Annotated in this window: 1 protein-coding gene; it reads right to left on the bottom strand. The window is 36.5% G+C overall.

All coding sequences use genetic code 11. The annotated features are described in order from the left end of the window. Positions 1 to 203: 203 nt before the first annotated feature. Positions 204 to 452 carry an aspartyl-phosphate phosphatase Spo0E family protein gene (locus tag CLFS41_RS26715; RefSeq protein ID WP_082082705.1) on the bottom strand — a complete coding sequence of 83 codons (249 nt, stop codon included), beginning with the start codon at positions 450 to 452 and terminating at the stop codon, positions 204 to 206. Between the last annotated feature and the right edge of the window lie 68 nt (positions 453 to 520).

The following is a 520-nucleotide window of genomic DNA, read 5'->3' as shown; positions in this document are numbered from 1 at the left end:
TTCCAGTCTCTGTGTAGACCAGTGATATTTTAATTCTTGTTTACTTAATATCTTTGCTGGGTCTTTCAAATTCAATTTCTTGATAGGAGTCACCCCATACCAACATAAACATGATTTAACCTCCTAGATGTCAATGAATAGCTGAAAAACGGCTAATTACTACATCCCTATAGGGTTCCATAAGTTTCCCGTACAGCATATTCTTATCTCTGATTAAGCTTATTTGGTAAGTTGTTTTTTTGAGTTGCCACAATGCAGTCATCTAGTTGCTGGCTGATTTCCAAAACGGATGGGCTGGTAAATGAACCTTCAGACAAAAATAGCTGTACTAACTTCTCTCGTAAAGCTTCGGTTGTTCGTTGTAAATCGCAATCATTCTGTGGTAAATTGATGGCACAACTCTGTAGGTTGGACATTCCTCTACTGTCGATTAAAGGAATGTCCTTTTTCATTTCATAAATTTCAACCTCCTCCCTTTAATTCCATTATTTTACTCCATTCTTCAAAAAAAGCCGTATTC

The sequence above is a fragment of the Clostridium sp. FS41 genome (assembly GCF_000954015.1).
In the GTDB taxonomy this organism is placed as follows: Bacteria; Bacillota; Clostridia; order Lachnospirales; family Lachnospiraceae; genus Enterocloster; species Enterocloster citroniae.
Note: the sequence above shows the minus strand (reverse complement) of the source record. Positions and strands in the feature narration are given on the sequence as shown.